The following is a 268-nucleotide window of genomic DNA, read 5'->3' as shown; positions in this document are numbered from 1 at the left end:
GGTGGACAGACCTGTACCTACTCACTAACGGTTGATCCGTTAACTCCAACCGTAGCAAACTTAGACTGTGCGGCAGGAACTGCTTCACCAGCAACAGCTACAGAAAATACAGCTTATACTGGAACAGCAACAATCCCGTACACAGGAGGTAACGGAGCGGCATACGGTGCAGGATCACCAACCGCTTCTACGGGAGTGGCTGGACTAACAGCAACCATCCAAGCAGGAACGCTTGCTAACGGGGCTGGGAACTTAAGCCTAAACATTA

General features: G+C 51.1%; 1 pseudogene. It reads left to right on the top strand.

The features are described 5' to 3' along the window. Nucleotides 1-268, top strand: a pseudogene (locus M3P09_RS17265) (hypothetical protein); the annotation flags it as partial.

The sequence above is a fragment of the Jejuia spongiicola genome, assembly GCF_023502325.1.
Lineage (GTDB): Bacteria > Bacteroidota > Bacteroidia > Flavobacteriales > Flavobacteriaceae > Wocania_A > Wocania_A spongiicola.
This window is presented reverse-complemented; position numbering and strand designations above follow the sequence as displayed.